This is a genomic window from Caulobacter sp. AP07 (assembly GCF_000281955.1).
Taxonomy (GTDB): Bacteria; Pseudomonadota; Alphaproteobacteria; order Caulobacterales; family Caulobacteraceae; genus Caulobacter.
In genome coordinates, this window is record NZ_AKKF01000038.1 from 1 (window position 1) to 22,198 (window position 22,198).

Consider the following 22,198-nt stretch of genomic DNA (forward strand, 5'->3'; position numbering starts at 1 on the left):
CTGGCCACCGCCGACCGCCTGTACCAGCTGCCGCTCGGCCTGGTCGGGGTGGCGATCGGCGTCGCCCTGCTGCCGCGCCTGTCGCGGGCGGTGAACACCGGCGACGGCAAGGACGCGCAGGGCGCCATGGACCAGGCCATCGCCCTGGCCATGGCCCTGACCATCCCCGCCGCCGCCGCCCTGACAGCCATGCCCGGGTTTTTGTCGGACGCCCTCTATACCCGCGGCCAGTTCACGCCGTTCGACGCCAGCCAGACCGCGGCGGCGCTGTTCTTTTACGGCCTGGGCACCCCGGCCTTCGTGCTGCAGCAGCTGTATTCGCGGGCCTTCTTCGCGCGCGGCGACACCAAGAGCCCGATGCGCTTCGCCCTGATCTCGGTGGCGGTCAACGTCGTGTTCGGCATCGCCCTGTTCAACCTGATCGGGGTCAAGGGCATCGCCGCGGCCACCGCCATCGCCTCGTGGCTGAACGTGGCGCAGATGGCTTTCGGCCTGTCGCGCAAGGGCCACTACAACCCCTCGCTGGAGACCTGGTCGCGGGTGGCGCGGATCCTGGCGGCCAGCGTCGCCATGGGCCTGCTGCTGGCGGCGGCCTCGCACTGGCGGCCGCTGATCGAGGCCCCGCTGGAGGCCATGGGCCTCAAGGGCCATGTGATCGGGGCCAAGGAGGTGGCGCTGCTGCTGACCGTGCTGGTCGGGGGCGCGCTCTATCCGCCGCTGGTCTTCCTGTTCGGCGGGGTCACGCCGTCGGAGCTGAAGGCCGTGCTGAAGCGGGGCAAGGCCTAGGGTCGGGGACACGCGGCAAGCGCATGTCCCCGGCCGAGGATCGGTCGTCAAGCCTTGCCCTTCCGCGCCCGGCCCGGTAACCAGCGTCCATGGTTTCGATCGGATCTTCCGCGCCGCGATGGCGCCGCTAGTCCTTTCCGCCGCGCTTCCGGGCGCGGCTTCGCGCCGCCGCGCCCGCCATGCCCGTTACCCGTTCCAAGGCTGAAGCCATGACCGACCACACCCCCGTCCCCTATGCGGGCCCGACCCGCGTGCTCTCCGGCGTCCAGCCGTCCGGGGCCCTGCACCTGGGCAACTATCTCGGCGCCTTGGTGAAGTTCGCCAAGCTGCAGCACGAGATGGACACCTTCATCTTCGTCGCCGACCTGCACGCCATCACCGTCTGGCAGGACCCGGCCCTGCTGGCCCAGCAGACCCGCGAGATCGCCGCCGCCTATCTGGCCGCCGGCCTCGATCCGAAGAAGGCGACGATCTTCCCGCAGTCGGCGGTGCGCGAGCACGCCGACCTGGCCTGGATCTTCCAGTGCGTGGCCCGCCTCGGCTGGCTGGACCGGATGACCCAGTTCAAGGAAAAGAGCGGCAAGCACAAGGAGCGCTCCAGCGTCGGCCTCTACACCTATCCGGTGCTGCAGGCCGCCGACATCCTGATCTACAAGGCCACCCACGTGCCGGTCGGCGAGGACCAGAAGCAGCACCTGGAGCTGACCCGCGACATCGCCGCCAAGTTCAACCACGACTTCGCCGCCCCGGCCTTCTTTCCGCAGCCCGACCCGCTGATCCAGGGCCCCGGGGCGCGGGTCATGAGCCTGCGCGACGGCTCGGCCAAGATGAGCAAGTCCGACCCATCGGACTATTCGCGCATCAACCTGACCGACACCGCCGACGACATCGCGGCCAAGGTCCGCAAGGCCCGCACCGATCCGGAGCCGCTGCCCGAAACCCTGGAAGAGTTGGCCACCCGCGCCGAGGCCGACAACCTGGTCGGCATCTTCGCGGCGCTGTCGGGACGGACCAAGGCCGAAGTGCTGGCCGAGTACGCCGGCAAGGGCTTCGGGACCTTCAAGCCGGCCCTGGCCGACCTGGCGGTCGAGACCCTGACCCCGGTCGGCGAGCGGATGCGCGGGTTGCTCAGCGACCCGACCGAGATCGATCGGATTTTGAAGGCTGGGGCGGAACGGGCCAGCGAGGTCGCGGCCCCGACCCTGGCCGAAGTGCGCAAGCTGGTCGGGTTCTGGGGGGCTTAGATTTCAAATGACGAGAGGTGCGAAAACCACTCTCTCGTCAAAGCTCTCGAAACGGTGTTTCGCGACGTGAGAATATTCGAGTCGATTCAGAGCCTTAGGCGCTGGACTCTGGCGGCGAAGCAGTTTTAACAAAAGTGTCAGGCGGCGAGTGATGATCGCCGCCTGCATCCGAGCCGTCTTAACCGAAAGGTTGTTTCGGTCCGCAGCCCTGTTGGGGGCACCGGAGGGGCTGCACTTTTGGTGTGGCCCCTTCACCTTTTGTTGGTTTCAACAACAGTTTCTGTTGTCAAAAACACCAATAACCAACGCGTAGACTCTGCTCGGAATCGCGTCAACCCATTGTGACTAGGGGCGTGGATGCGAACGGCGTTCGCATCGCCACTGTCAGAGCCGGCTCGGAATCCTTACCGGCAGGCTCTCATACCCCTTCACGAAGCTCGAATAGACCCGCTTGGGCTCGCCCATCACCTCGATCTTCGGGAAGCGCTTGAGGATCTCCTCCCAGATGATCTTCAGCTGCAGCTCGGCCAGGCGGTTGCCGACGCAGCGGTGGATGCCGAAGCCGAACGACAGGTGCTGGCGGGCCCGGGGGCGGTCGATGATGAAGGCGTTGGGGTTGTCGATCACCGTCTCGTCGCGATTGCCCGAGACGTACCACATGACCACCTTGTCGCCCTTCCGGATGGTCTTGCCCGACAGCTCGAAATCCTCCATCGCCGTGCGGCGCATATAGGCCAGCGGGGTCTGCCAGCGGATGATCTCCGAGACCATGTTGGGGATCAGCGACGGGTCGGCGCGCAGCTTGGCTTCTTCCGCCGGGTTCTGGCTGAGGGCCAGCAGGCCGCCGGTGATCGAGTTGCGGGTCGTGTCGTTGCCGCCGACGATCAGCAGGATGATGTTTCCCAGATACTCCATCGGCGGCATGTTCCGCGTCGCCTCGCCGTGGGCCAGCATGGAGATCAGGTCGTTGCCGGGCTCGGTCTTGTTGACCCGCTCGTTCCACAGGTTGGTGAAATAGGCCAGGCACTCCAGCAGTTCGGCCCGGCGCTGTTCCTCGGTGTCGACGATGCCGGCCCCGGGGACGGCGGTCGAGACGTCGGACCAGCGGGTCAGCTTGCGGCGCTCCTCCCAGGGGAAGTCGAACAGGGTGGCCAGCATCTGGGTGGTCAGCTCGATCGACACCTTGTCGACCCAGTCGAAGGTCTCGCCGATCGGCAGGTCGTCGAGAATCCCGCCCACCCGCTCGCGGATCGTGCCCTCCAGAAGCGCCAGGTTCACCGGCGAGACGATCGGGCTGACGGTCTTGCGCTGGATGTCGTGCTTGGGCGGGTCCATGGCGATGAACATCGGCAGGACGAAGTCCTCGTCGAAGTTGCGGATCGTGATGCCGCCGAAGCTTGAGTCCGACGAGAACACCTGGTGGGTGGTGTCGACGGTCATGATGTCGTTGTAGCGGGTGATCGACCAGTACGGCCCGTGCTCGCTGTTGGCGCAGTAGTGGACCGGGTCCTCGTTGCGCAGCCGCTCGAACCACGGCCAGTGGGCGTCGGCCTGGAACAGGGCGGGATCGGCCACGTCGAACTGGTCCAGCGGAGTGGCGTAGGCCTTGGCGCGTGCGTCGGCCCCGGGATCTCCTGAAAGATCGATGGCTCCGTCGCTCATGGCGAACTCTCCCTGAAACACTTGTTTTGATCATGGAGCCATAACGCGGTTCGTTTGTCACGTTGACGCAAGCGGCGCCCACGCTCTTGTCCCCCACCCTTGTCTTGGAGCCTTCGCGGGTCCATTTCTCCAGCATGTTCATCCAGACCGAAACCACGCCCAATCCCGAGGTCCTGAAGTTCCTGCCCGGCCGCGAAGTGCTGGGGGAAGGCGCGCGGGAGTTCAAGACGGCGGCGGAGGGCGACGCCTCGCCCCTCGCCGAAGCCCTGTTCCGGCTGGGCGACGTCAACCGGGTGTTCTTCGGTCCCGATTTCCTGACCGTGACCAAGGCCGAGCACGCCGAGTGGCCGCACCTGAAGGCGCCGATCCTGGCGGCCATCATGGACCACTTCACCAGCGGCCGGCCCCTGCTGCTGGACGCCGTCGAGAGCGGCCACGACAACGACGGCGTCTATGACGACGAAACCAGCCAGATCGTCGCCGAGATCAAGGACCTGCTCGACACCCGCATCCGCCCGGCCGTGGCCCAGGACGGCGGCGACATCGTGTTCAGCCGGTTCGAGCCGGCCACCGGCGTGGTCTGGCTGCACATGCGCGGCGCCTGCTCGGGCTGCCCGTCCTCGTCGGCGACGTTGAAGGCCGGGGTCGAGAACATGCTCAAGCACTATGTGCCGGAAGTGACCCGGGTCGAGCAGACGCTCTAGGGACCCCAGAAAAACTTCACGGCCTCGACCTTGCGGGCGCTCGGCCGAGCGCATACTGTAACTGTATAAGTTGCTAATAGCGCACTTGAGGATTCCTGATGTCCAAGCTCGACGCCGCCGCCCTCGCCCAACTCTATACCGAGGCGCGCACGCGCAACGGCTGGAAGCCCGAGCCCATCCCCGAAGCCGTGCTGCACGAGCTGTACGACCTGGTGAAATTCGGCCCGACCGCCGCCAACACCACCCCGGCGCGCTTCATCTTCGTTCAGAGCGATGACGCGAAGGCCCGGCTGGCGCCGCTGACCTCGGGCTCGAACGGCCCGAAGATCCTGAAGGCCCCCGTGACGGTGATCGTCGGCTACGACCTGGATTTCCCCGAGACCCTCGGCAAGCTGTTCCCCAACGCCCCGGACGCCAAGAACTGGTTCGGCGATCCCGTGGCCAAGGAAACCGGCGCGCTGCGCAACAGCTCGCTGCAGGGTGGCTATTTCATCCTGGCGGCGCGGGCCCTGGGCCTGGACACCGGTCCGATGTCGGGCTTCGACAACGCCGCCGTCGACGCCGAATTCTTCGCCGGAACCAACATCAAGTCCAACTTCATCGTCTCGATCGGCTACGGCAACGACGAGGGCCTGTTCCCGCGCAACCCGCGCCTGGACTTCGCGGAAGCCGCGAAGATCATCTGAACCTTCGCACCCCAAAAGGTTGTCATCCCGGAAGCCTCGTAGAGGCTGTCCGGGACCCAGGGGCCGGCGCAATGTGGCGGCCCCTGGGTCCCGGGTCTCCGCTTCGCTGCGCCCGGGATGACAACTTTATTGTGCATCTGATGCACTTGCCGCCGACCGGATGCTAAAAGGCGCTCCATGACCCAGCGCCTCGCCCTGATCGCCGCCCCGCTGCTGCTGCTCGCCGCCTGCGGCCCGGCCGACAAGAAAACCGAAACCGCCGCCGCGCCGCCGGCCGCCGAGGCCCCGAAGTCCGGCCCCGTCGCCGTTGCGGTGACGCCGTACGCCGACGGTCCGCTGCGGGTTCGCGCCGACGGCGTCGGGCCGATCACCGCGGCCACCGCCTTCGACCAGCCGACCATCGCCGCCCTGTTCCCCAAGGCGGTGGTCAAGAGCGCCTTCATCCATGTCGGCGAGGGCCCGCCCGGGCCGATCATCACCGTCGAACAGGACAACGTCCCGCTGCTGGAGATCGGCAAGGGGACCGAAGGCGGCATCGCCGAGATTCGCCTGGCCGGTGGCCCGGTCGAGGGCCCCAAGGGCGAAGCCCTGCTCGGAAAATGGGCCGACCTCGGCTTCGACATCGGCCAATGCCGGGCCGGCGAGGGCCGCACCGTCAACCAGACGGTCTGCGTCCGTCCCGAGGCCCCGACCGTGGCCTACGTGTTCGGCGTGCCCGGCTGGACCAAGGGCGGCCTGCCGCCGGTCGAGACCCTGAAGGCCAAGGGCCAGCTGAACGAGTTCGTCTGGCGTCCGGCCGAGACCGCCGCGGTCGGCGCGGCCTGACCTCATGATCCAGCGTTTCGCCCTGGTCGCCGCGCCGCTGGCGCTGCTGGCCGCCTGCGGCCCGGCCGACAAGCCGGCCGCGCCCGCCTCCGCGCCGGCCGCCCCCTCGGCCCAGGTCACCGACGCCGTCGATCCCGGCCGCCCCACGGCGCCGGTCGCCCGCTTCACGCCCTATGAGGGCGGCCCGCTGGCGCTGGACGAATACGCCGTCGGTCCGATCGCGGCCCAGACCCCGTTCAGGCTCGAGGCGATCCAGGCCCGCTTCCCCAAGGCGCAGGTCAAGAGCGCCTTCCTGCACGGGGCCGGCGACGCCAACACGCCGATCATCACTGTCGACCAGGGGGGGACCGGCGTCCTCGAGGTCAGCGGCGATCCCTCCACCGGCATGGTCGGCGAAATCCGCGTCGCCGGCGGCCCCGCGGCCGGGCCGCGCGGCGAGACCCTGCTGATGAAGTGGTCGGCCGCCGACATGGACCTGCCGCGCTGCCGGATGGGCCAGGGCCGCGACCGCTACGGCGTGATCTGCACCCAGCCGGGCGAACCGGTGCTGCGCTACGTGTTCGGCGTGCCGGGCTGGACGAAGGACGAACTGCCGCCGGCCGACGTGCTGGCCGCCAAGGCGTTCCTGCGCGAGTTCGTCTGGAAGAGCGGCGCCGGCGGCTACGCGGCCCCATGATCCTGGCCGTCGACACCTGCCTGGCCGCCAGCTCGATCGCCGTGCTGGACGGCGACACCGTCCGCGCCGCCCGCAGCGAGCCGATGACCCGCGGCCACCAGGAGCGCATCGCCGTCCTGGCCCGCGAGGTGATGGGCGAGGCCGGCGTGAAGTTTCCGGACCTGACCCGCATCGCCGTCACGGTCGGCCCCGGCTCGTTCACCGGCCTGCGGGTTGGGTTGTCGTTCGCCAAGGGCCTGGCCACGGCCCTGTCGATCCCGTGCGTCGGGATCAACAGCCTGGAGGCCCTGGCCGCGACGGCCGGCGCGCCCGGTTTCGTGGCCGGCGTGCTCGACGCCAGGATGGGCCAGGTCTATCTGCAGGTCTTCGACGGCGGCAAAGCCTTGATGGCCCCCGACGCCCTGGAGGTCGGCGTCGCCGCCGCCCGTCTGGCCGAGCTCTATTCGGGCGGTCCGGCGACCTTGATCGGCTCGGGCGCGCCGTTGCTGGCCGACGTGCTGCCGGAAGCGACTGTGCTGACCCCGGCCTTTGCCGATCCCGTGGCCGTCGCTCGCCTGGCCGCCACTCGTCCCGCCCCGATCCATTCGCCCCGGCCGCTCTATCTGCGCGCCCCCTATGCCGTGGCCCCCGCCGCATGATCCTGCATCCCGTCGGGCTCGAGGCCTGCTTCACCCTGGCCGACCTGCACGATCGCGCCTTTCCCCGGCCGTGGAGCGCCGAGGAGTTCGAAGCCTTGCTCGAGGGCCCCGGCGCCTTCGCGGTGCTGGGCGAGGGGGACGAGCCCAAGGGCTTCATCCTCTGCCGCGCCGTGGCCGGCGAAGCCGAGATCCTGACCGTGGCCGTCGATCCTGCCGCCCGCCGTCGCGGCTGGGGCGCGGCCCTGGTCGAGATGGCCGCCGGCCTCGCCCGGGAGGCGGGAGCCTTCGAGATGTTCCTCGAGGTCGCGGCCGACAATCTGGCGGCGCTCAAGCTCTACGAGGCCACCGGTTTCGACCGCGTGGGCCTGAGAAAGGGCTATTATCCCCATCCCGATGGCGCCAAGGACGCCGTCGTGATGCGCAGGACGCTTAACAGCTAGCGCCGTAGCCCCTATCTTCCGCCCGAATCTTGCTTGTGCTCATCTTTCCGGAGACGCCGCCTTGGACCGCCTCGAAAAGCTCTGCATCGAAAAGGGCATGCGCATGACCGACCAGCGTCGGGTCATCGCCCGTGTGCTGTCGGCCGCCGACGATCATCCGGACGTCGAGGAGCTGCACCGCCGCGCCCACGCGGTGGACCCGCACATCTCGATCGCCACGGTCTATCGCACGGTGCGCCTGTTCGAGGAGAGCGGCATCATCGAGCGCCACGATTTCCGCGACGGCCGCTCGCGCTATGAAGAGACGCCTGACCATCACCACGACCACCTGATCGACATGAAGACCGGCAAGGTCGTCGAGTTCGTGGACGAGGAGATCGAGGCCCTGCAGAACGCCATCGCCCGCAAGCTGGGCTACAAGCTGGTGGATCACCGGCTGGAGCTGTACGGGGTTCCGCTCGAGGATTGACCTCTTCCTTCTCCCCTTGCGGGAGAAGGTGTCAGCGTAGCTGACGGATGAGGGGTCTCTCAGAACTCCGACGCCTCATCCGGCCGTTCCCCCTATCGCAGCGGTTCTGTTCATCGACCCCTCATCCGACCTGCTTCGCAGGCCACCTTCTCCCGCAAGGGGAGAAGGAAGATTGGGTGTGTCCCCCAGAACCTTGCGCGCGACCGCCCTCGCGCCCATAACCTCGCCGCATGAGCGAGACCCCGCAAAAGCGCCTCTATATCAAGACCTACGGCTGTCAGATGAACGTCTATGACAGCGAACGCATGGCCGATGTCCTGCGTCCGCTGGGCTATGGCGTGGTCGATGACCCCGAAGGCGCCGACCTGGTGGTGCTCAACACCTGCCACATCCGCGAGAAGGCCACCGAGAAGGTCTATTCCGAGCTCGGCTACATCAAGCAGATGAAGACCCGCAAGGCGCAGGCCGGCGGGACCATGACCATCGCCGTGGCCGGCTGCGTGGCCCAGGCCGAGGGCAAGGAGATCATGCATCGCCAGCCGGCGGTCGACCTGGTGGTCGGGCCCCAGGCCTATCACCAGTTGCCCGAGCTGATCGCCCGCGCCCACCGGGCGACCGGCGAGCGCCTCTCGGCCGACTTCGCCGCCGACGAGAAGTTCGACGCTCTGCCGGCCGAGCGCCAGGTCAACGGCGTCACCGCCTTCCTCACCGTGCAGGAAGGCTGCGACAAGTTCTGCACCTTCTGCGTGGTGCCCTACACCCGCGGCGGCGAGTGGTCGCGGCCGCCGGAATCGATCGAGGACGAGGCCAAGCGCCTGGCCGACCAGGGCGTGCGCGAGGTCACCCTGCTGGGCCAGAACGTCAACGCCTATGACGGCGGCGGCTACACCCTGGCCCGGCTGGTCCGGCGCCTGGCCAAGATCCCCGGCCTGGACCGCATCCGCTACACCACCAGCCACCCGCGCGACATGGGCGACGACCTGATCGCGGCCCATGCCGAGCTGCCCGAGCTGATGCCCTATCTGCACCTGCCGGTGCAGGCTGGGTCGGACAAGATTCTCAAGGCCATGAACCGCGACCACACGGCCGAGAGCTATGTCCGGCTGATCGAGAAGATCCGCGCCGGCCGCCCCGACATCGCCATGAGCGGCGACTTCATCGTCGGCTTCCCCGGCGAGCGCGACGGCGATTTCGAGAAGACCCTGGAGCTGGTCCGCGAGGTCGGCTTCGCCAGCGCCTTCTCGTTCAAATATTCGCGCCGCCCCGGCACCCCGGCCTCGGCCATGCCTGGCCAGGTCGACGAAGCGGTCAAGGCCGAGCGCCTGGACCGCCTCAACATCTTGCTCGACGAACAGCAGAAGGCCTTCAACGCCCTGCAGGTCGGCAAGGTCATGCCGGTGCTGTTCGAGAAAAAGGGCCGCAACCCCGGTCAAATCGTCGGCCGCAGTCCCTATCTGCAAGCGGTGCACGCGGTGGGCCCTGACAGCCTGCTCGGCCAGATCGTTCCCGTCCGTATCGAGTCGTCGGCCAAGATGAGCCTGGGCGGCGTGCTCGACAGCCATGCCATTCCGGAGCCCGCTTGAGCCGCACGCCTGAGTTCCTGCCCCTGTCCGACATCGCCGTCCGCGCCGTTTCCGGCCCCGGCGGCCGTCACGCCGCCCTGATCGAGGACGCCTTCCGGGTGCTCATCGAGACCCCGGGCGGCGGGGTGACCATCACCGGCGACGTCAAGGCGCGCTCCAGCGCCAAGCGGGCGATCAACGCCCTGGCCCAGCGCGCCGACGCGCAGGACGAAGTGGTCGAGGCCGACGTCCGCGTGGCGGTCGGCGAGGCCCACAGCGCCGGCGGCCAGGCTTCGCCCCGGGCCGTGCGCAAGGGCTCGGTGTCGCCCAAGACCAAGGGCCAGGCCCGCTACATGGAGGCGATGCTCAGCCATCCGCTGACCTTCGGCCTGGGTCCGGCCGGCACCGGCAAGACCTTCCTGGCCGTCGCCCATGGCGCGGGCATGCTGCTGCGCGGCGAGGTCGATCGGCTGATCGTCACCCGTCCGGCCGTCGAAGCCGGCGAGAAGCTCGGCTTCCTGCCCGGCGACCTGAACGAGAAGGTCGATCCCTACATGGCTCCGGTGTGGGAGGCCCTGACCGACATCATGGGGGCCGACCAGCTGCGTCGCCGCCGCGACAAGCTGGAGATCGAGGTCGCGCCGATCGCCTTCATGCGTGGCCGCACGCTGGCCCATGCGTTCGTCATCGTCGACGAGGCCCAGAACTGCTCGCGCCTGCAGATGAAGATGGTGCTGACCCGCCTGGGCGAGGGCGCGCGGATGGTGGTGACCGGCGACCCGACCCAGGTCGACCTGCTCAATCCGCGCGATTCCGGCCTGGCCCACGCGGTGTCGATCCTCGAAGGCGTCGAGGGCGTGGCGATCTCGCGCTTCACCGCCGCCGACGTGGTGCGCCACCCGCTGGTCGAGCGGATCGTCAGGGCCTACGACGCCGACGCCCTGCAGACGACCACCCAATGACCATCACCCCCCAATGATTACGGTAGACATCGAGATCGAGGACGAGGCCTGGACCCAGGCCGAGCCGGAGGCCGAGGCCCTGGTCTGGCGCGCCGCCCAGGCGGTGCTGGACGCCCATGAGGACATCGAAGGCCACGGCATCGTCATCCTGCTGGCCGACGACGACAGCGTCCGGGCGCTGAACCGCGACTTCCGCCAGAAGGACTACGCGACCAACGTCCTGTCCTTCCCGTCGCCCCAAACCCCCGAGGCGAACCCGGAGGGCCAGATCGGCGACATCGCCCTGGCGTTCGGGGTCTGCCAGCGCGAGGCGGCCGAGCAAGGCAAGCCCCTGGCCCACCATCTGCAACATCTGGTGGCGCACGGGGTGCTTCATCTCTTAGGATACGACCACGAGAGCGACGACGAGGCGCAGGCCATGGAGGCGTTCGAACGCGAAATCCTCGCCGGATTGGACGTTCCCGACCCCTATGCCGCCGACGCCGAGCCGGCCTCCACCGACCAGGGATAACCAAGCCAGGGCATGCCCAGCGACGACCAGAGTTCCACGCCCGCCGGTCCGGCTCGTCTGAGCCGGGGCGTGCGGGCGTTCTTCCGCAAGATGCGCAAGGACCTGGCCGGCCGGGGCGTGCCGGGTCTGGCCGAGGTCACGCGTCCCGCCGATCCGGCCCTGGTCCACGAGGTCGACATGGTCGACCAGGCCGAGGCCTTCCAGAGCCTGCGGGTCGCCGACGTGATGACCCCCCGCGCCGACATCGTCGCCGTCGAGGCCTCGGCGCCCTTCGACGCGGTGGTCGCCCAGTTCACCGAGGCCGAACACTCGCGGATGCCGATCTATCGCGAGACGCTGGACGACCCGGTGGGGGTGATCCACGTCAAGGACGTGTTCCGCCTGCTGGCCAACGAGGACAAGCGGCCGGCCCCCAGCGACCAGGTGCTGCACCGGCTGCGGCGCGAGGCGCTGTACGTGCCGGCCTCGATGCGGGCCGCCGACCTGCTGCTGCGCATGCGCACCAGCCGCATCCACATGGCCCTGGTGATCGACGAGTTCGGCGGCACCGACGGCCTGGTGACCATGGAGGACCTGATCGAGGCGGTGGTCGGCGAGATCGACGACGAGCATGACGACGCCCAGGTCTCCAGCATCATCGCCCGGCCCGGCGGGGTGTTCGAGGCCGACGCCCGCGCGCCGCTGGAAGACCTGGAAGCCGCCCTCGACCGCGACCTGGCCCCGCCGGACATGGAAGAGGACATCGACACCGTCGCCGGCCTGGTCGTCGCCCTGGCCGGCCGCGTGCCGCAGCGCGGCGAGGTGATCGCCCATCCGGCCGGCTTCGACCTGGAAGTGGTCGAGGCCGATCCGCGCCGGGTGCGCCGGGTGCGGGTGCGTCCCGCCGCCGCCGGCGGACCTGGGGCCGAGACCCCCGCCGAGCCCGGCCGCATGGCCGCTTCGTGAACCTGCCGGCCTTGCCGAAACTGACGCCGTGGCGGGCGCGGGGCCTGGCCTTGCTGGCCGGTCTCGCCGCCGCCCTGGCCCATCCGCCGTTCGGGGTCCTGCCCGGCCTGCTGGGCTATGCGGCGCTGCTCTGGCTGCTGGACACCGTCGACGGCCCCCGCCCGCTGCGCTCGGCCTTCCTGCGCGGCTGGCTGACGGGGCTCTCCTATTTCGCCTTGAGTACCTGGTGGATCGCCGAGGCCTTCATGGTCGACGCCGCCAATCAGGGCTGGATGGCCCCGTTCGCCGTGGCGGCCATGGCGGCCGGCATGGCGCTGTTCTGGGGCCTGGCGGCGGTGCTCTACCGCCTCGTCCGGCCGCCGGGCGTGCGGCGGGTGCTGGTGTTCGCCGGCGTCTTCGCGGTCCTGGAATGGACCCGGGGCCACATCCTGACCGGTTTCCCCTGGAACCTGCCGGGCGAGACCTGGCGGGCCGGCTCGGCGCCGTCCCAGGCCGCCGCCCTGGTCGGCGCCTACGGCCTGACCTGGATCACCCTGGCCATCGCCGCCGCCCCGGCGGTGTGGCGCGACGGCAAGCCCGGCCGTTGGACGGTCGGCGCGGCGGCCGCGGCGCTGGCGGCCCTCTACGTCCACGGCCTGATGTCGTTCCCGGTTCCGGTCACGCCGGTGGCCAATCCGCCGCCCGCCACGACGGTTCGCATCGTCCAGGCCGACATTCCGCAGGAATCCAAGTGGGATGCGGCTCGCTTCGCCCAGATCGTCCAGGCCTATGTCTCGCTGACCGCCAGGCCGTATGCCGGCAAGCCGGCCGACATCGTCGTCTGGCCCGAAGGGGCCTTGCCGGCGGCGATCAACGATTATCTCGCTCCCGGGACCTGGGTGCGCCAGGCGATCGTCGACGCCCTGCGTCCCGGCCAGCTGCTGCTGATCGGCGGCTACCGCTATGAGGGCTCGCCCGAAAAGCCGGTCTATTACAACAGCCTGATCGCCCTGCGCCGCGAGGCGACCGATGTCGTGGTGGTGGGCGTCTATGACAAGCACCGGCTGGTGCCGTTCGGCGAATACCTGCCGGCCGACGCCCTGATGACCCGGCTGGGCGTCAAGAGCATGGCCCATCTGGGCGACGGTTTCGCTTCCGGGCCGCGGCCCCAGCCCCTGAGGATCGCGCCCGACCTGCTGGTCCAGCCGCTGATCTGCTACGAGAGCCTGTTCCCGCGATTGGCCAAGCCGGACGATGGCGTGCGGGCCATCGTCAATGTTTCGAACGACGCCTGGTTCGGCGTGACCTCGGGCCCGCTGCAGCATCTCAACCTGGCCAGCTACCGCGCCATCGAAACGGGCGCCCCCATCATCCGGGCGACGCCGACCGGCGTATCGGCCCTGATCGACGCGCGGGGCCAAATAATTTCCGGCGCGCGGCTGAATCTTGGCGACTCCGGGGTGATCGACGGTAATCTACCCGCTGTCGGGGCCCCGACCCTGTTTTCGCGGGTAGGGCATTGGCCGTTCGCGCTGCTGCTTTTGGTCTCAATCGCCGCGGCGATTCCCCTGCCGGCAGGTCGGGGCTTGGAAAAATTCCCGAACTGAAACAGACAGGCTCCATTAAAACCGTAATTTCACTGAATTGACGACGGCATGAACACGACACCTGATCAAGACCGCCTCCCCAATCCGGTCGACCTGCACGTGGGCGCGCGCATCCGCATGCGCCGCAAGATCCTCGGCGTCAGCCAGGAGCGTCTGGCCGATGATCTGGGTCTGACCTTCCAGCAGGTGCAGAAGTACGAGCGCGGCGCCAACCGCGTCAGCGCTTCGAAGCTGTACGAGATCGCCAAGAGCCTGCAGTCGCCGGTGTCGTACTTCTTCGAAGGCCTGGCCGACCCGACCGATCTCGAGGGCTTCTCGGAGAACGGCTCGGAGCAGTTCGTGCACGACTTCCTGATGACCCCCGAGGGCCTGGAACTGGCGGCGCTGTTCCCGCGCATCGGCAAGTCCCGTGTCCGTCGGCGCATCCTGGATCTCGTCCGCTCGATGGCCGAGGACCTGGTCGAGGACGACGCGGAAGTCTGATCGGCGGAAGGTCGGCCAGGAAAGCTGGTTTGCGCCGCTTGCGGACATAAACTTATCTTTATATGTTCCTGGCTCAGTCCGTCGGGCAGACCGTCCGCGCGGGCGGTGTCATGTCCGGAGCTGACCCTTGAGCCGTTCTTCCTACATCTTCACCAGCGAAAGCGTTTCCGAAGGCCATCCGGACAAGGTCGCCGATCGGATCAGCGACACCGTCGTGGACGCCTTCCTGACCGCCGATCCCGAGGCGCGCGTCGCCTGCGAGACCCTGGTCACCACCAACCGCATCGTCCTGGCGGGCGAAGTGCGGGCCGGCAAGCCGGGCGGCGACAAGGCCGCCAACAAGCAGCTGACCAAGGACATCCTCGGTTCGCTGGAGTCCAAGGTCCGGGCCGCCGTCAAGGACATCGGCTACGAGCAGAAGGGCTTCCACTGGCAGAAGGCGAAGTTCGCCAACTACCTGCACGGCCAGTCGGCCCACATCGCCCAGGGCGTGGACGCTTCGGACAAGAAGGACGAAGGCGCCGGCGACCAGGGCATCATGTTCGGCTACGCCAGCACCGAGACCCCGGAGCTGATGCCGGCCACCCTGCAATACAGCCACAACATCCTCAACCGCCTGGCCCAGCTGCGCCATTCGGGCGAGCTGTCGGAACTCGAGCCCGACGCCAAGAGCCAGGTGACCCTGGAATATGACGCCACCGGCAAGCCGGTCCGCGTCGTCTCGATCGTCGTGTCGCACCAGCACGCCAAGAAGATCGACGGCAAGGCCGCGACTTCCAAGCGCGTGCTCGACCTGATCAAGCCGCACATCCTGCCGATCTTCCCGGACGGCCTGATCACCAAGAAGACCCAGTGGCTGGTCAACCCGACCGGCCGCTTCGAGATCGGCGGCCCGGACGGCGACGCCGGCGTCACCGGCCGCAAGATCATCGTCGACACCTACGGCGGCGCGGCCCCGCACGGCGGCGGCGCCTTCTCGGGCAAGGATCCGACCAAGGTCGACCGCTCGGCCGCCTACGCCTGCCGCTATCTGGCCAAGAACGTCGTGGCCGCCGGCCTGGCCGAGCGCTGCACGATCCAGATCGCCTACGCCATCGGCGTGGCCCAGCCGGTCTCGTTCCACGTCGACCTGCACGGCACCGGCAAGGTCGATCCGGAAGTGCTGGAAAAGCTGCTGCCGCAACTGATCGGGGGCGCCACCCCGCGCTCGATCCGCGAACACCTGCAGCTGAACAAGCCGATCTACGCCCGCACCGCCGCCTACGGCCACTTCGGCCGCACGCCGGACAACGAAGGCGGCTTCTCGTGGGAGAAGACCGACCTGGTGTCGGAGCTGAAGGGCCTGGCCTAAACCATGAGCGGCCCCCAGCGTACGATCTGGGGGCCGCCCTATACCGAAGCCGAACTCGACGCCGCCCAGGCGCGGTTCGGCTTTTTCTTTCCGCCCGACCTGCGGGCGCTGCTGTTGAAGCACCGGATCGCCGGAGCCCTGGACTGGGCCCGCGATCACGAGAAGCTCGCCGAGAGCTTCGCCTGGCCCTACGCGGGCCTGTTGTTCGACGTCGAGGAAAACGACCTCTGGTGGCCCGAATGGGGGCCGCGTCCTGATGATCCCGCCGAGCGGGCGGTCGTGCTGCGCCGCGCCGTGGACGCCGCGCCCAAGCTGATCCCCGTCTACGGCCATCGCTACATGCCCGAAACGCCGCACGAGGCCGGTAATCCAGTCTTTTCGGTCTATCAGGCCGACATAATCGTCTACGGGCGCAACCTGGCCAATTACATCAGCCATGAGTTTGTGATCGACCCTCTGGACTTCGCCATGGTCGACGAGGGGAAGGCCATTCCGTTTTGGTCGGAAATGGTGGAGCGCGCGGGCCATTCCACGCGTCGCTAGCCCCGGCGGTGTTCAGGCGCTAAGACCCCGCCCATGACCAATCCCCAGCAACCCCACGGGCCGCTGCGCTCGTTCGGCCGCCTGAAGTCGCGGCCGGTGAAGCCGCGTCAGCAGGCCCTGCTCGACACCCTGCTGCCCGAGATCGCCGTGCCGACCGCGCCGTTCCAGCCGCGCGACCTGATGCCCGACGCCCATGGAGTCTGGCTGGAGATCGGTTTCGGCGGCGGCGAGCATATGGCCGCCCAGGCCGGCAAGCGCCCCGAGGTGCTGGTGATCGGCGCCGAGCCCTTCGTCAACGGCGTGGCCAGCGCCGTGCGCCACGTCGAGGAGCAGGCGCTCAAGAATGTCCGCATCCACGAGGGCGACGCCCGCGACCTGGTCGGCTGGCTGCCCGACGCCAGCATCGACCGGCTTTTCATCATGTTCCCCGACCCCTGGCACAAGGCGCGGCACAACAAGCGCCGCCTGATCCAGCCGGCCTTCGTGACCGAGCTGGCGCGGGTGCTGAAGCCCGGCGCGGCCTTCCGCTTCGCCACCGACTGGGCCGACTACGCCGAATGGACGATCGAGCGGGTGCTGGCCGACCCGGCCTTCCGCTTCGCCGACGAGACGGCCGACCGCAACGCCCCGCCCGCCGACCACGTGACGACGCGCTACGAAGAAAAGAAGCTGGGCGACTGCGCGCCGGTGTTCCTGGACTTCGTCAGGGTCTAGCCGGCGGCGCGGCGCGGGCTCCGCTCAAGGCCAAGCTCGTGCTAGGCTGACCTCCGGCCCGCGTCCAGACGGGCGCGGGGAGGCGGCCATGACCTGGCTCATCGACAATTTCCGCATCGTGCTGATCGTCAGCGGCCTGCTGACGGCCACCATGTTGCAGTTCGCGATCACGCCCGTCCGGTCGCTGAAATCGACCTATGGCGAAACCTTGGACGGGCCGCTGGTCGACCTGGTGGTCCGGGGCTGGGGGTTCCTGATCGCCCTGGTCGGCGCGATGCTGCTGTGGGCGGCCTTCCATCCCGAGACCCGGCCCCTGGTGGTCGGCGTCGCCATCGCCAGCAAGCTTTTCTACATCGCCGCCCTGCTCGCCCACCGGAAGCGTTTCCTGAGGGCTTCGCCGCCGTCACGGCTGGGGTCGACGTGATCATGGTGGGACTGATGGCCGCGTGGCTGGCCGGCAACCTTGGGAGGGCATGATGGCCGATACGACGATCAAGACGCCTTGGCATCTGTGGCTGGTCGGCGTCATCGCCGTGCTGTTCAACGCCATCGGCGCCTTCGACCATGTGATGAGCATGACGCAGGGCGCCCGCTACATGGCCAGCGCGGGCATGACGCCAGCCCAGATCGCCCACTATCAGGAGATGCCGCTCTGGATGCACGTCGATTGGGCCGTCGGGGTGTGGAGCGCGATGCTGGGGTCGGTGCTCATCCTGCTGCGCAACAGGCTGGCCTTTCCGGTCTTCGCGCTGTCGCTGGCGGCGTTCCTGCTCAGCCTGGTCTACACCTACGTCCTGACGAACGGCGGGGCGATCATGGGTCCGCAGATGGCGATCACCAGCGCGGTCATCACGGCGCTGCTGATCGTCTTCATGGGGTATGCGTGGTGGATGGCGCGGCGGGGCGTGCTCCGCTAGCCGAGGTCTCGCGCGCCGGAGAGGGGAGCGCGCCGGGTTGGCGCGGCTCCCCCGATCACGTCTCGATCAGTAGCTTTCGTCGTGGCGCTTGATCGCCGTGCGGATGATCTCGGCGGTCTCTTCCAGGTCGGCCCAGCCGGTGATCTTGGTCGACTTGCCCTTTTCCAGGTCCTTGTAGTGCTGGAAGAAGTGGGCGATCTGCTCGGTGAGGATCACCGGCAGGTCGCGCCAGCTGTTCACGCCCGTATAGAAGGGGTGCAGCTTGTCGACCGGCACGGCCAGGATCTTTTCGTCCGAACCGGCTTCGTCGACCATCATCAGGGTGCCGATCGGGCGGCAGCGGATGATCGCCCCCGGCACCACCGGGGTCGGGCCCACCACCATGATGTCGGCCGGGTCGCCGTCGTCGGCCAGGGTGTGGGGGATGAAGCCGTAATTGGCCGGATAGAACATCGCCGTGTGCAGGAAGCGGTCGACCATCAGGGCCCCGCTCTCCTTGTCGATCTCGTACTTCACCGGCTCGCCGCCCTGCGGGATTTCGATGATGGCATTGAGGTCGAAGGGCGGGTTCACGCCGATAGCGATCTTGGAGAGGTCCATCGTGACTCTTCTTTGGGATTTGGGTCCGCGGGGAGGCGGCCTGCGCGGGCGACTGTATAGGCCACAAATGTTGCGGTGCGGAAGGGGTGACGGCGCCCGGCGCCGTGCTCCCGCCTTTACGGGGGGCTTCCAACCGTCCGAACATCGCGCTATATAGCTCCTACATCGTCCGTCAGCGCTGATAGCGCTTTCGAGCGGCGGCCCGAAAGGCTGCCGCTTTTTCTTTGGCCGCTCGCCAGCTTGGCTTTTCCCAGGCGGTTTTGGGCGGCTGCCAGTGAGTTGAGAGAACCGTGCGCGGCAAGACGCAGGAAGATATTGGTCTGGTCGAGATGCTCGATCCCGTCGCCGAATCCGTCGGCTACGAGATCGTCCGCCTGCGCCTGATGGGCGGGGCCGAGCAGCGCCGATTGCAGATCATGGCCGAACGGCCGCTGCAGGCTGACGGCAGCGGCGGCGACATGAACGTCGAGGACTGCGCCAGGCTGTCGCGCGCCATCTCCGAGGTCATGGACGCGGCCGACCCGATCAGCGGCGAGTACACCCTGGAAGTCTCCAGCCCGGGCGTCGACCGCCCGCTGACCCGGCTGAAGGACTTCGACACCTATGCCGGCCTCGAGGTCCGCATCGAGTTGGACCGCGTCGCCGAGGGCCGCAAGCGCTTCAAGGGCGAGCTGGCCGGCGTCGAGGACGGCCAGGTGGGCCTCAACCTCGAGGGCGAGGACGACACCACCGTCTATTTCCCGTTCGAATGGATCGTCGACGCCAAGCTGGTGCTCACCGATCAACTGATGAAGCGGGGCGCCGAACAGCGCGCCGCCCGCGTTGGCACCGAAGGCGCTGACGCCGACGAAGACCTCGGCGACGACGCCGAAGACGATATTGACCTGTCCGAAAGTGAAGAGGACTGACCATGGCTATCGGCATTTCCGCCAACCGCCTCGAGCTGCTGCAGATCGCCGACGCGGTCGCGCGTGAAAAGGGCATCGAGAAGGAAGTCGTCATCGAGGCGATCGAGGACGCCCTGCAGAAGGCCGCCCGCGCCCGCTACGGCGCCGAGCACGACATCCGCGTGAAGATCGACCCGCGCACCGGCGAGACCACCCAGAAGCGGGTGATCGAGGTCGTGTCGGACGATTTCGAGCTGGAAGGCGAGATCGGCAAGGTCCAGCTGTCGTCGGCCAAGCGCACCTGGCGCGACGCCGAGGTCGGCAAGATCTACGAGGAAAGCCTGCCGCCGTTCGAGATCGGCCGCGTCCAGACCCAGATGGCCCGCCAGGTCGTCATGCATAAGGTTCGCGAAGCCGAGCGCGAGCGCCAGTACGACGAGTACAAGGATCGGGCCGGCGAGATCGTCAACGGCAGCGTCAAGCGCGTCGAGTACGGCAACGTCATCGTCGACCTGGGCCGCGGCGAAGGCATCATGCGCCGCGACCAGTCGATCCCGCGCGAGAACTTCAACGTCGGCGACCGCATCCGCGCCTACATCTACGACGTCCGCCGCGAGACCAAGGGCCCGCAGATCATGCTGTCGCGCGCCCACGGCGGCTTCATGGCCAAGCTGTTCGCGCAGGAAGTGCCGGAAGTCTATGACGGCGTCATCGAGATCCGCGCCGTGGCCCGCGACCCGGGCTCGCGCGCCAAGATGGCCGTGATCTCCAACGACAGCAGCATCGACCCGGTCGGCGCCTGCGTCGGCATGCGCGGCTCGCGCGTCCAGGCGGTGGTGGCCGAGCTGCAGGGCGAGAAGATCGACATCATCCAGTGGTCCGAGGACGAGGCGACCTTCATCGTCAACGGCCTGGCCCCCGCCGAGGTCTCCAAGGTGGTGATGGACGAGGAGGACGAGCGCGTCGAAGTGGTGGTGCCCGACGAGCAGCTGTCGCTGGCCATCGGCCGCCGCGGCCAGAACGTCCGCCTGGCCTCGCAGCTGACCGGCTGGCAGATCGACATCATGACGGAGAGCCAGGAGAGCGAGCGCCGTCAGAAGCAGTTCACCGAGACCACGGCCCTGTTCCAGGAAGCCCTGGACGTCGACGAGGTCATCGCCCAGCTGCTGGTCACCGAAGGCTTCGCCACGGTGGAAGACGTCGCCTATGTCGAGCCGCACGAGATCGCGGCCATCGAGGGCTTCGACGACGAGACCGCCGAGGAGCTGCAGACCCGGGCCCGCGAATTCCTCGACAAGGAAGCCGCCGCCCTCGACGCCAAGCGCGTCGAGCTGGGTGTCGAGGACAGCCTGCTGGAGATCGAAGGCGTCACCCTGCCCGTGGCCGTGGCCCTGGGCGAAGGCGACGTGAAGTCGGTCGAGGACCTGGCCGGCCTGATCCCCGACGACCTGCGCGGCTGGTTCGAGACCAAGGACGGCGAGCGCACGCGCGAAGCCGGCATCCTGGACAGCTTCAACCTGTCGCCGGAAGACGCCGAGGCGCTGATCATGCGCGCCCGGGTCGTCATGGGCTGGGTCGAGGCCCCGCCCGAGCCGGAATATATCGAGGAAGAGGTCGAGTACGTGGAAGAGGCGGGCGATGAGCCGGCCGAGGCCTCGGACGAGACCGCCGAGGACGCCGAAGCGGTCCTGGAGACCGAAGACGCTCCCGAAGAAACCACCGAAGACTGACCTTGAGCCCCGCGCCTCCCTCGCAAGACGGAGGCGCGGTGTTTTGCGAGCCGCATGACCGACCCCGACGCCCCCAAGACCCACGCCGAAGCTTCCCGCCAGCGCAAGGACATCGTCCTGGGCGAGGCGACGGACGAGGCGCGTCTGGTGCGGTTCGTGGTCGGCCCCGACGGCAGCGTGGTGCCCGACGTGGCCCGCAAGCTGCCCGGACGGGGCATGTGGGTCGAGGCCAGCCGCGAGGCGGTGACGACGGCGGCCAAGAAGGGCCTGTTCTCGCGCTCAGCCAAGACCAAGGTGTCGGCCCCCGCCGACCTGGCCGACCAGGTGGAGCGGCTGCTGGTCAAGCGGGTTCTGGACGGCCTGGGCCTTGCGCGGCGCGGCGGAACCATTATCTCGGGCTTCGAAAAGGTCTCCTCGGCCCTGGCGTCCGGCAAGACCGCGTGGCTGATCGAGGCGTCCGACAGCGCCCCAGACGGCCGGCGAAAGATGCTTACCGCCGTCTACAAGGCCCCCAACGACCCTAAAATCCTCGGGATGTTCTCATCCGACGAATTGGGTTTGGCCTTGGGTGGGGAGAATGTGATACACACGGCGCTTCTTGCCGGGCGCGGCACAGATCGCTGGACATTGGATGTCGAGCGGTTATCAGGCTTCCGCCCACTCCTTCCCCCGAGTTGGTCGGCGAGTTGGCGTGAGGAGCCCTAGGCCCCTGGCCTCGACAGACGCCACGTCCGTCGGCGACAGAGGACTGGAACCTGAGAACAGGAGTCTGATCCGCTCCTGAGAGAAGGGTCGGGAAACGCGCTTCCTTCGGGAGGTACGTCCTGGCCCCTTTCTCACATGGATCGAACGGTTTTTGGCCGGCTGTCCGGCGAAAGTACAAGCGAGCGCATGAGCGACGAGAACGATAACGGTCGGCCTGGTTCCAACCCCGGGGGCAGAGCGCCCATCACGCTGAAGCCCCGCCAGGGGTCTGTCAGCGCCGGCGTCGTGAAGCAGAGCTTCAGCCACGGCCGCACCAAGACGGTGGTGGTTGAAACCAAGCGCGTGCGTCCGCACGCGCCGCCGGCCGGCAACCTCGCCGCGCCGTCCTCGGCCGAACGCCGCAATGACGCGCCGCGTCCGCAGTCCTCGGGCGGCGGCGGTTCCTCCGCCGGCGGTCTGTCGCAAGGCGAGATGCTGGCCCGCCAGCGCGCCATCGAGGCCGCTCGCGAACAACAGGAACGCCAGGCCGTCGAGCGCCGCGCCGCCGAAGCCCGCGCCGCCGCGGCTGAAGC

26 protein-coding genes are annotated in these 22,198 nt (G+C 68.3%); 24 read left to right on the plus strand and 2 right to left on the minus strand.

Features of this window, described 5'->3' with window-relative positions:
- Together murJ and trpS are read left to right on the plus strand one after the other, a co-directional pair.
- A partial coding sequence (murJ, locus tag PMI01_RS03505) for a murein biosynthesis integral membrane protein MurJ (RefSeq protein WP_035034334.1) occupies positions 1 to 786 on the plus strand: 786 nt, incomplete at its 5' end.
- A gap of 209 nt (positions 787 to 995) precedes the next feature.
- On the plus strand, positions 996 to 2,030 hold the full coding sequence (trpS, locus tag PMI01_RS03510) for a tryptophan--tRNA ligase (protein WP_007663129.1): 1,035 nt from the start codon (positions 996 to 998) through the stop codon (positions 2,028 to 2,030).
- Between the two features lie 384 nt (positions 2,031 to 2,414).
- On the opposite strand, the gene PMI01_RS03515 is transcribed toward trpS, so the two are convergent.
- Complete coding sequence (locus PMI01_RS03515) at positions 2,415 to 3,692, minus strand: cytochrome P450 (protein ID WP_007663131.1); 1,278 nt, start codon at positions 3,690 to 3,692, stop codon at positions 2,415 to 2,417.
- A 134-nt stretch (positions 3,693 to 3,826) separates the two neighbouring features.
- Between PMI01_RS03515 and PMI01_RS03520 the strand changes: the two genes are divergently transcribed.
- The 18 genes from PMI01_RS03520 (at position 3,827) to PMI01_RS03605 (ending at position 17,704) form a co-directional block, all read left to right on the plus strand.
- Positions 3,827 to 4,396, plus strand: coding sequence for a NifU family protein (locus tag PMI01_RS03520; protein WP_007663133.1), 570 nt, complete (start codon positions 3,827 to 3,829; stop codon positions 4,394 to 4,396).
- A gap of 98 nt (positions 4,397 to 4,494) precedes the next feature.
- Positions 4,495 to 5,082, plus strand: coding sequence for a malonic semialdehyde reductase (locus tag PMI01_RS03525; RefSeq protein WP_007663135.1), 588 nt, complete (start codon positions 4,495 to 4,497; stop codon positions 5,080 to 5,082).
- A gap of 177 nt (positions 5,083 to 5,259) precedes the next feature.
- Positions 5,260 to 5,907, plus strand: coding sequence for a DUF1131 family protein (locus PMI01_RS03530; protein ID WP_007663138.1), 648 nt, complete (start codon positions 5,260 to 5,262; stop codon positions 5,905 to 5,907).
- Positions 5,908 to 5,911: 4 nt separating this feature from the next.
- The gene (locus PMI01_RS03535) at positions 5,912 to 6,583 is read left to right on the plus strand and encodes a DUF1131 family protein (RefSeq protein ID WP_007663140.1); all 672 of its coding nucleotides are present in this window, start codon (positions 5,912 to 5,914) and stop codon (positions 6,581 to 6,583) included.
- On the plus strand, positions 6,580 to 7,221 hold the full coding sequence (tsaB, locus tag PMI01_RS03540; RefSeq protein WP_007663143.1) for a tRNA (adenosine(37)-N6)-threonylcarbamoyltransferase complex dimerization subunit type 1 TsaB: 642 nt from the start codon (positions 6,580 to 6,582) through the stop codon (positions 7,219 to 7,221). The genes PMI01_RS03535 and tsaB overlap by 4 nt, the downstream gene beginning before the upstream one ends.
- On the plus strand, positions 7,218 to 7,661 hold the full coding sequence (gene rimI, locus PMI01_RS03545) for a ribosomal protein S18-alanine N-acetyltransferase (protein WP_007663145.1): 444 nt from the start codon (positions 7,218 to 7,220) through the stop codon (positions 7,659 to 7,661). The genes tsaB and rimI overlap by 4 nt, the downstream gene beginning before the upstream one ends.
- 61 nt (positions 7,662 to 7,722) lie before the next feature.
- Positions 7,723 to 8,130 (plus strand): Fur family transcriptional regulator, encoded by a 408-nt coding sequence (locus PMI01_RS03550; RefSeq protein WP_007663147.1) that lies wholly within the window; start codon positions 7,723 to 7,725, stop codon positions 8,128 to 8,130.
- A 230-nt stretch (positions 8,131 to 8,360) separates the two neighbouring features.
- The gene (miaB, locus tag PMI01_RS03555; RefSeq protein WP_007663149.1) at positions 8,361 to 9,713 is read left to right on the plus strand and encodes a tRNA (N6-isopentenyl adenosine(37)-C2)-methylthiotransferase MiaB; all 1,353 of its coding nucleotides are present in this window, start codon (positions 8,361 to 8,363) and stop codon (positions 9,711 to 9,713) included.
- Complete coding sequence (locus tag PMI01_RS03560) at positions 9,710 to 10,654, plus strand: PhoH family protein (protein WP_007663151.1); 945 nt, start codon at positions 9,710 to 9,712, stop codon at positions 10,652 to 10,654. Before miaB ends, PMI01_RS03560 begins: the two co-directional genes overlap by 4 nt.
- A 28-nt stretch (positions 10,655 to 10,682) precedes the next feature.
- Positions 10,683 to 11,165 (plus strand): rRNA maturation RNase YbeY, encoded by a 483-nt coding sequence (gene ybeY, locus PMI01_RS03565; RefSeq protein WP_157223663.1) that lies wholly within the window; start codon positions 10,683 to 10,685, stop codon positions 11,163 to 11,165.
- Positions 11,166 to 11,177: 12 nt separating this feature from the next.
- Positions 11,178 to 12,110 carry a hemolysin family protein gene (locus PMI01_RS03570; RefSeq protein WP_007663155.1) on the plus strand — a complete coding sequence of 311 codons (933 nt, stop codon included), beginning with the start codon at positions 11,178 to 11,180 and terminating at the stop codon, positions 12,108 to 12,110.
- On the plus strand, positions 12,107 to 13,696 hold the full coding sequence (gene lnt, locus PMI01_RS03575) for an apolipoprotein N-acyltransferase (protein ID WP_007663157.1): 1,590 nt from the start codon (positions 12,107 to 12,109) through the stop codon (positions 13,694 to 13,696). Before PMI01_RS03570 ends, lnt begins: the two co-directional genes overlap by 4 nt.
- Positions 13,697 to 13,744: 48 nt before the next feature.
- Positions 13,745 to 14,179, plus strand: a complete 435-nt coding sequence (locus PMI01_RS03580) for a helix-turn-helix domain-containing protein (protein WP_007663159.1) — start codon at positions 13,745 to 13,747, stop codon at positions 14,177 to 14,179.
- Positions 14,180 to 14,306: 127 nt separating this feature from the next.
- Positions 14,307 to 15,530: a methionine adenosyltransferase gene (gene metK / locus PMI01_RS03585; RefSeq protein ID WP_007663161.1), complete on the plus strand. Its 1,224-nt coding sequence runs from the start codon at positions 14,307 to 14,309 to the stop codon at positions 15,528 to 15,530.
- 3 nt (positions 15,531 to 15,533) lie between these two features.
- On the plus strand, positions 15,534 to 16,073 hold the full coding sequence (locus PMI01_RS03590; RefSeq protein WP_007663163.1) for an SMI1/KNR4 family protein: 540 nt from the start codon (positions 15,534 to 15,536) through the stop codon (positions 16,071 to 16,073).
- Positions 16,074 to 16,106: 33 nt separating this feature from the next.
- Positions 16,107 to 16,787, plus strand: a complete 681-nt coding sequence (gene trmB / locus PMI01_RS03595; RefSeq protein WP_007663165.1) for a tRNA (guanosine(46)-N7)-methyltransferase TrmB — start codon at positions 16,107 to 16,109, stop codon at positions 16,785 to 16,787.
- A gap of 88 nt (positions 16,788 to 16,875) precedes the next feature.
- Positions 16,876 to 17,211: a DUF4345 family protein gene (locus tag PMI01_RS03600; protein ID WP_007663168.1), complete on the plus strand. Its 336-nt coding sequence runs from the start codon at positions 16,876 to 16,878 to the stop codon at positions 17,209 to 17,211.
- A 52-nt stretch (positions 17,212 to 17,263) separates the two neighbouring features.
- Positions 17,264 to 17,704: a hypothetical protein gene (locus tag PMI01_RS03605; RefSeq protein WP_007663171.1), complete on the plus strand. Its 441-nt coding sequence runs from the start codon at positions 17,264 to 17,266 to the stop codon at positions 17,702 to 17,704.
- A 66-nt stretch (positions 17,705 to 17,770) separates the two neighbouring features.
- Here PMI01_RS03605 and ppa read toward each other — a convergent pair whose 3' ends face one another.
- Entirely contained in the window at positions 17,771 to 18,304 is a 534-nt protein-coding gene (gene ppa, locus PMI01_RS03610) for an inorganic diphosphatase (protein WP_007663173.1), read from the minus strand.
- A gap of 290 nt (positions 18,305 to 18,594) precedes the next feature.
- Between ppa and rimP the strand changes: the two genes are divergently transcribed.
- From rimP to PMI01_RS03630, 4 genes are all read left to right on the plus strand, one after another.
- The gene (gene rimP, locus PMI01_RS03615; RefSeq protein ID WP_007663176.1) at positions 18,595 to 19,212 is read left to right on the plus strand and encodes a ribosome maturation factor RimP; all 618 of its coding nucleotides are present in this window, start codon (positions 18,595 to 18,597) and stop codon (positions 19,210 to 19,212) included.
- Positions 19,213 to 19,214: 2 nt separating this feature from the next.
- Positions 19,215 to 20,921 (plus strand): transcription termination factor NusA, encoded by a 1,707-nt coding sequence (gene nusA / locus PMI01_RS03620; RefSeq protein WP_007663178.1) that lies wholly within the window; start codon positions 19,215 to 19,217, stop codon positions 20,919 to 20,921.
- Positions 20,922 to 20,975: 54 nt separating this feature from the next.
- Positions 20,976 to 21,626: an RNA-binding protein gene (locus tag PMI01_RS03625; protein ID WP_007663180.1), complete on the plus strand. Its 651-nt coding sequence runs from the start codon at positions 20,976 to 20,978 to the stop codon at positions 21,624 to 21,626.
- 186 nt (positions 21,627 to 21,812) lie between these two features.
- Positions 21,813 to 22,198, plus strand: a 386-nt coding sequence (locus tag PMI01_RS03630) for a translation initiation factor IF-2 associated domain-containing protein (RefSeq protein ID WP_007663182.1), incomplete at its 3' end; no start/stop codon positions are given.

Excerpts from the sequence above, each read along its gene's own strand:
- trpS (WP_007663129.1), top strand. The coding sequence starts at position 996 with ATGACCGACCACACCCCCGTCCCCTATGCGGGCCCGACCCGCGTGCTC.
- PMI01_RS03515 (WP_007663131.1), bottom strand. The coding sequence starts at position 3,692 with ATGAGCGACGGAGCCATCGATCTTTCAGGAGATCCCGGGGCCGACGCA.
- PMI01_RS03520 (WP_007663133.1), top strand. The coding sequence starts at position 3,827 with ATGTTCATCCAGACCGAAACCACGCCCAATCCCGAGGTCCTGAAGTTC.
- PMI01_RS03525 (WP_007663135.1), top strand. The coding sequence starts at position 4,495 with ATGTCCAAGCTCGACGCCGCCGCCCTCGCCCAACTCTATACCGAGGCG.
- PMI01_RS03530 (WP_007663138.1), top strand. The coding sequence starts at position 5,260 with ATGACCCAGCGCCTCGCCCTGATCGCCGCCCCGCTGCTGCTGCTCGCC.
- PMI01_RS03535 (WP_007663140.1), top strand. The coding sequence starts at position 5,912 with ATGATCCAGCGTTTCGCCCTGGTCGCCGCGCCGCTGGCGCTGCTGGCC.
- tsaB (WP_007663143.1), top strand. The coding sequence starts at position 6,580 with ATGATCCTGGCCGTCGACACCTGCCTGGCCGCCAGCTCGATCGCCGTG.
- rimI (WP_007663145.1), top strand. The coding sequence starts at position 7,218 with ATGATCCTGCATCCCGTCGGGCTCGAGGCCTGCTTCACCCTGGCCGAC.
- miaB (WP_007663149.1), top strand. The coding sequence starts at position 8,361 with ATGAGCGAGACCCCGCAAAAGCGCCTCTATATCAAGACCTACGGCTGT.
- PMI01_RS03570 (WP_007663155.1), top strand. The coding sequence starts at position 11,178 with ATGCCCAGCGACGACCAGAGTTCCACGCCCGCCGGTCCGGCTCGTCTG.
- PMI01_RS03580 (WP_007663159.1), top strand. The coding sequence starts at position 13,745 with ATGAACACGACACCTGATCAAGACCGCCTCCCCAATCCGGTCGACCTG.
- PMI01_RS03590 (WP_007663163.1), top strand. The coding sequence starts at position 15,534 with ATGAGCGGCCCCCAGCGTACGATCTGGGGGCCGCCCTATACCGAAGCC.
- trmB (WP_007663165.1), top strand. The coding sequence starts at position 16,107 with ATGACCAATCCCCAGCAACCCCACGGGCCGCTGCGCTCGTTCGGCCGC.
- PMI01_RS03600 (WP_007663168.1), top strand. The coding sequence starts at position 16,876 with ATGACCTGGCTCATCGACAATTTCCGCATCGTGCTGATCGTCAGCGGC.
- PMI01_RS03605 (WP_007663171.1), top strand. The coding sequence starts at position 17,264 with ATGGCCGATACGACGATCAAGACGCCTTGGCATCTGTGGCTGGTCGGC.
- ppa (WP_007663173.1), bottom strand. The coding sequence starts at position 18,304 with ATGGACCTCTCCAAGATCGCTATCGGCGTGAACCCGCCCTTCGACCTC.
- nusA (WP_007663178.1), top strand. The coding sequence starts at position 19,215 with ATGGCTATCGGCATTTCCGCCAACCGCCTCGAGCTGCTGCAGATCGCC.
- PMI01_RS03625 (WP_007663180.1), top strand. The coding sequence starts at position 20,976 with ATGACCGACCCCGACGCCCCCAAGACCCACGCCGAAGCTTCCCGCCAG.